Annotated in this window: 5 protein-coding genes and 1 pseudogene; 1 reads left to right on the plus strand and 5 read right to left on the minus strand. The window is 63.3% G+C overall.

Going from position 1 to position 5539, the window contains the following annotated elements; all coding sequences use genetic code 11:
* From EOA24_RS25895 to EOA24_RS25915, 5 genes and pseudogenes are all read right to left on the minus strand, one after another.
* Nucleotides 1-232 (minus strand): annotated as a pseudogene (locus EOA24_RS25895) (mandelate racemase/muconate lactonizing enzyme family protein); the annotation flags it as partial.
* 1 nt (nt 233) lies between these two features.
* Entirely contained in the window at nt 234-1331 is a 1098-nt protein-coding gene (gene ugpC / locus EOA24_RS25900) for a sn-glycerol-3-phosphate ABC transporter ATP-binding protein UgpC (RefSeq protein WP_126079837.1), read from the minus strand.
* A 5-nt stretch (nt 1332-1336) separates the two neighbouring features.
* Entirely contained in the window at nt 1337-2203 is an 867-nt protein-coding gene (locus EOA24_RS25905) for a carbohydrate ABC transporter permease (protein WP_127252646.1), read from the minus strand.
* Between the two features lie 2 nt (nt 2204-2205).
* Nucleotides 2206-3102: a sugar ABC transporter permease gene (locus EOA24_RS25910; RefSeq protein WP_127257031.1), complete on the minus strand. Its 897-nt coding sequence runs from the start codon at nt 3100-3102 to the stop codon at nt 2206-2208.
* 121 nt (nt 3103-3223) lie between these two features.
* A complete protein-coding gene (locus tag EOA24_RS25915) occupies nt 3224-4540 on the minus strand; it encodes a sugar ABC transporter substrate-binding protein (RefSeq protein WP_127257029.1) in 1317 nt (438 codons plus the stop codon).
* Between the two features lie 167 nt (nt 4541-4707).
* Here EOA24_RS25915 and EOA24_RS25920 point away from each other — a divergent pair, with 167 nt between their 5' ends.
* A complete protein-coding gene (locus tag EOA24_RS25920; RefSeq protein WP_127257027.1) occupies nt 4708-5496 on the plus strand; it encodes an IclR family transcriptional regulator in 789 nt (262 codons plus the stop codon).
* Nucleotides 5497-5539: the final 43 nt, after the last annotated feature.

The following is a 5539-nucleotide window of genomic DNA, read 5'->3' on the forward strand; positions in this document are numbered from 1 at the left end:
GGTCGGCGTCGCGGCCGATCAGGCGCGGCGCGAGATGGTCGGCGAGAAGCCGCATCACCGACGAGCCGCCGGTGCCGATCGTGTAGCTGTAGCCGGTGCCCGTCGCGCCGTCGGAATCGGTGATGGTTACGATCGGCGTTTCCTGGCTGACGAAACTCTGGATGGCGTCCGTGCGCTTGACCTTCGGCACGAGGTCGACCATGCGCAGTTCGATCTTCTCGATTTTCGCCATGTCAGTTCCTCAGCGACTTGCCGGTTTCGGCGGAGAACAGATGCGCGCGGCTCAGATCGAAGCTCATGCCGATCCTGTCGCCAGCTTTCAGCGGCCTGGGATTGAGCATGCGCGAGACCCAGTCGGCGCCGTTGAACTCGGCGAAGACCAAAGTTTCATTGCCGAGCGGCTCGGTGATGCTGACCGGCAGCTCGACGCGGTGGACTTCGGTTTCGCCGCCCGAGCTCAGGCCGTGGCCGGTCGGGTAGAAATCATCCGGGCGGATGCCGAACACGACCTTGTCGCCGGCCGCCGTCTTCGACTTGAACTGGCCAGGCAGCGGCAGGCTGTCGCCGCGGCTGAAAACCAATCTGCCGTCGCTGACGGTCGCCTCGTGCAAATTCATCGGCGGCGAGCCGATGAAACCGGCGACGAAACGGGTGGCAGGACGGCTGAACACCTCGTCCGGCGTGCCGACCTGCTCGATATGGCCGGAGCGCATGATGACGATGCGGTCGGCAAGCGTCATCGCCTCGACCTGGTCGTGGGTGACATAGATGACCGTCGACTTCACCTTGGCATGCAGCTTCTTGATCTCGGTGCGCATCTGCGTGCGCAGCTTGGCGTCGAGGTTGGAGAGCGGCTCGTCGAACAGGAAGACGTCGGGATCGCGCACGATGGCGCGGCCCATGGCGACGCGCTGGCGCTGACCGCCGGAAAGCTGCGAGGGCCTACGGTCAAGCAGTTCGTCCAGGCCGAGGATGGCGGAGGCTTCCGCCACACGGCGGTCCATGTCGTCCTTGGCGGCGCCCGCGATCTTCAGCGAGAAGCCGAGATTCTCGCGCACCGTCATATGCGGGTAGAGCGCGTAGGACTGGAACACCATCGAGATGTTGCGCGAGCGCGGCGGCAGGTCGTTGACCACGCGGCCGCCAATGTCGATGTTGCCGCCGCTGATGTCCTCGAGGCCGGCGATCATGCGCAAGGTCGTCGATTTGCCGCAGCCCGACGGGCCGACCAGCGCGATGAATTCGCGGTCGGCGATGTCGAGATCGATGCCGTGCACGATCTCCATATTGCCATAACGCTTGGTGAGCTTTTTCAGCGAAACCGTTGCCATGAAGTTCAACCTTTCACCGCGCCGGAGGTGAGGCCGCCGACGAGGTGTTTCTGGACGATGTAGGTGAGGGTCAGCGCCGGGATGATCATCACCACGGCCAGTGCGCACATGCCGCGCCAGTCGATGGTGAACTCGGCCGTGTAGTCGAGCAGCCCGACGGGCAGCGTCTTGGAGTTGACGGAACGGGTCAGCTGCGAGGCCAGCGCGAACTCGTTCCAGCAGGTGAGGAAGGCGAAGATGGCGGCCGAGGCGATGCCGGGACGCGCCAGCGGGAATTCGACCTGCCAGAAGGCCTGCCAGCGCGTGCAGCCGTCGATCTGCGCGGCCTCGGCCAAATCCTTCGGCACCTGGCGGAAAAAGCCGTCGATCAGCCAGATGGTGAAGGGGATGTTCAGCGCCACATAGGCGAGGATCATGCCGAAATGCGTGTCGATGATGCCGAGCCGCGCATAGACGAAGAAGAGCGGCAGCGACATGGCGATGCCGGGCACGGTACGGGTCAGCATCAGGCCGAGGAACATGCCCGACTTGCCACGGAAGCGATAGCGCGCGAAGGCGTAGCCGCCGGCCATGCCAATGGCGACTGCGATCACCGTCGAGGTGACCGAGATGATCAGCGAGTTGCGGAAATAGTCGAGCACCGGAATGCCGCCTTTGCCGATGCCGCTGAACATGGCGACATAGGCGTCGAAGGACAGCTCTTGCGGGATCCAGACCGGCGGCTTGGCCATGATCTCGACTGTGGGCCTGAGCGACGACAGCACGATCCAGATGCCCGGCAGGCAGATCAGCAGCATGGCCAGGAACAGGCCGACACGATGCGCCACGGTCAGCGTGCGGCGGATCAGCCGGGCGGAGGCGTTCTCGTCCATCATCACCACTCCGCGCCGATCTGCGCGCGCGCCGCGGCGAGCTTGTTGTAGAAATACACCGTGAAGGCGATCGACAGCAGGATCGAGAAATAGGCCATGGCGTTGGCCAGCCCCATGCGCGCGTCGCTGTAGGCGGTGCGCCCGACCAGCGTCCACAACAGCTCGGTGCGACCGGCCGGGCCGCCATCAGTCATGATCTTGACGATGTCATAGGCGCGCGCGACGTCGAGCGAACGGATCGTCATGGCGATGTAGGCGAAGGGCATGACGAAAGGCCAGGTCACATAGCGGAAGGTCTGCCAGGGCGTGCAGCCGTCGACGCGGGCCGCCTCGATCGGTTCCTTGGGCATGGCGAGCAGACCGGCCAGGATCAGGATGGCGAAGATCGAGGTCGACGACCAGACTTCGGCAATGGTGATGGCGGTGAATGCGAGGTGGCTTTCGATCAGCCACGGAATGGCGTCTTGGGTGATGCCCAGCGACTGCAGCGCGTTATTCACCAGGCCGATATTGTCGTTGAACATGAATTTGAACTGGAAGCCGACCAGGATCGGCGAGAACATCATCGGGAACATCATCAGCGTGCGCAGGATGCGCTGGCCGCGCGTCGCCTTCTCGACCAGCATGGCCAGGCCGAGGCCGAGCAGCATTTCGAGATTGAGCGCGACGGTGAGCAACAGAACGGTGCGACCGAACGCCCACCAGAAGTCCGGATTGCTGAGGATCGAGATATAATTCCGCAAGCCGATCAGCACGAAGAAGGTCTCGGGCCGGGTCAGGCGGAAGGGCGTGAAGCTGGAATAGAGCGACAAAAGCAGCGGCACGAGCACCACCGCCGCCAGCACGACGAAGGCCGGCAGCAGCAGGAGAATCGGCGCGGATGGCTTTAAGCCCTTCATCGGGATCCTGTCAGCGAGGTGATGTGATCCAGCCGCGGGCGATACCGAGGATGGCGTGTTTTGCGAGACTACGCGGCCGCCTCCCCGGGTTTGCGGGGAGGCGGTTGCGGGATGCGGCTGCCTAGAGCTTGCCCGCGTCCTGGAGGATTTGCGTTGCCTTGGCGGCAGCGTCGTCGAGCGCCTGCTTCGACGTCTTGTCGCCGAGGATGGCGGCCTGCAGTTCGGGATAGACGGCGTTGGATATCTCGATCCATTCCGGCGTCTGCGGCACCGGGAAGGCGTTCTTGGCGGCTTCCTGGAAGGCCTGCAGCACTTCGGTCTTGTAGGGATCGGACTTAGCCTGCTCGAGATCCCATTCCCAAACCTTGGTTCGGGTGGGCAGCGGGCCGGCCGCGGCTTCCAGCTTCTGGCTATCTTCATTGGTCAGCCACCAGACCAGCGAGGCGGCGGCTTCCTTGTTGGCGCAGTTCTCGGTCACCGAGAAGCCATGCGCGCCGGACCAGCCGGAACGCTTGCCGGACGAGCCCTTGGGCTGGACCTTGACGCCGACATTGCCGGCCACCTTGGACGACTTCGGATCATTGAAGAAACCGGCCCAGCCCGGCCAATCGAGGTTGATCGCCACGGTGCCGGAAGCAAAGCCCTGACCGAGATCGTCCCACAGATAGTTGGTGGTGCCGGCCGGCACCGCCTTGGCCTTGTAGAGGTTGACGAACCAGTCTAGCGCCTTGACGCCGGCCTCGGAGTTGAAGGCGGGCTTGCCGTCCTTGTCGAGATATTCGCCGCCATCGGCAACCACCATCTCGTAGAAGCGGCCGTTGATCGCCTCTTCCTTGCCGGCATATTGCGTGCCGTAGAAGTCAGGCGGGCTGGCGAAGAATTCGGCCTGCTGCGCCATCTCGTCGAACGTGTCCGGCGGAGCGAGCTCCTCGCCGTATTTGTCCTTGTAGGCCTTCTTCTTGGCTTCGTCCTGGTAGAGGCTCTTCTGGTAGTAGAGCGCCGAGACGTCGAACTGGGCGCGCGGCAGCATCACCAGCTTGTCGTCCAGCGTGCCGGCGGCGATGTTGGCTGGCACGAAGGCGTCGATCTCTTCCTTCGGCAGCAGCTTGGCGAGATCGGTGTAGATGCCCGGATATTGCGGCGCGAACGAGGTGTGGTTGGAGCCGACGCACCAGGTGATCGAGTTGGAGGCAATGTCCGACTTGATCTCCTTGTCGAGGTCGAAGTGGTTCTTCTTCGACAGGATGTTGACCTTGGCGCCGGTCAGCTTCTCCCATTCGGGAATGCGCTCGTAGAGCTTCTCATATTGTTGCCCGCCGATCAGCTTCGCGTCGATCGTCACGCCCGGAAATTTGCCGGGCAGATCGGCTGAAAACGCCGTGCCGCTCAGCAGCAAGCCGGCCAGGCCGGCGGAAACGCCTGAAAGCAGTCTCATCATGTTCTCTCCTCCCACGAGCTCGCGGCGACGGCCGGCCGGATGCGCAGCCGATCGCTTAAACTTCATTCATATGCAAATAGCATTTTCATTGCCGGGTCAAGACGAATGTGCTTTCAGCGGAACGAACTTCATGCATATATGCAGATCGAAATTCACTGGAGGGGCAGGTGGCCGACGAAGAAGACGGGGACCGCTACCGCGCGCCGGCGCTGGACAAGGGGCTGGACATCCTCGAGCTGCTGGCGAGCGTGGACGGCGGGCTGACCCAGGCGGAGATCGCCAAGCGGCTCGACCGCAGCCCGAACGAGTTCTACCGCATGCTCGACCGCCTGGTACGGCGCGGCTATGTCACCAAGATCGACGGCGACCGCTATTCGCTAACGCTCAAGCTTTTCGGGCTGGCGCAATTGCACGCGCCGGTGCGGCGGCTGGTGTCCTACGCGACGCCGATCATGCGGGATCTGGCCGAAACCTCGTGGCAGGCCAATCAATTGGTGGTGTTCGACCGCGGCGCCGCCGTGGTCATCGCCCAGCAGGAAGCGCCGCGCTACTGGGGTATCTCGATCCGGGTCGGCTCGCATATCAGCCTGTTCGACACCGGTTCCGGCCATGTGCTGCTTGCCTTCCGCTCGCCGGAGGAGCGCAAGATGATGATCGCCGAGCATTTGCAGAGCACCGATCAGCTCAATTTGACGCCGGAGTTCTTCGCCCGCCTCGACCAGGTGCGCGACCGCGGCTACGAGATGATGGCATCGCTGCAGACCGCCGGCGTCTACAACCTTTCGACGCCGGTGCTCGGACCCGACGGCAGAGCCATCGCGGCGCTGACCATCCCCTACATCACCCTCGTCAACGCCCCCGCGGCGCCGGATATCACGCTGACGATTCGGCACCTGCAGGACGCCGCCGCGAGGTTGTCGCAGCTCGCAGGGTCGGATGTGCCGCAATCGTCGTAATTTCTTATTTGAATAATGGATTTTTAGGCGGGATATTGTCTGG

Origin of the sequence: Mesorhizobium sp. M2A.F.Ca.ET.039.01.1.1 (genome assembly GCF_003998035.1) — a bacterium.
In the GTDB taxonomy this organism is placed as follows: domain Bacteria; phylum Pseudomonadota; class Alphaproteobacteria; order Rhizobiales; family Rhizobiaceae; genus Mesorhizobium.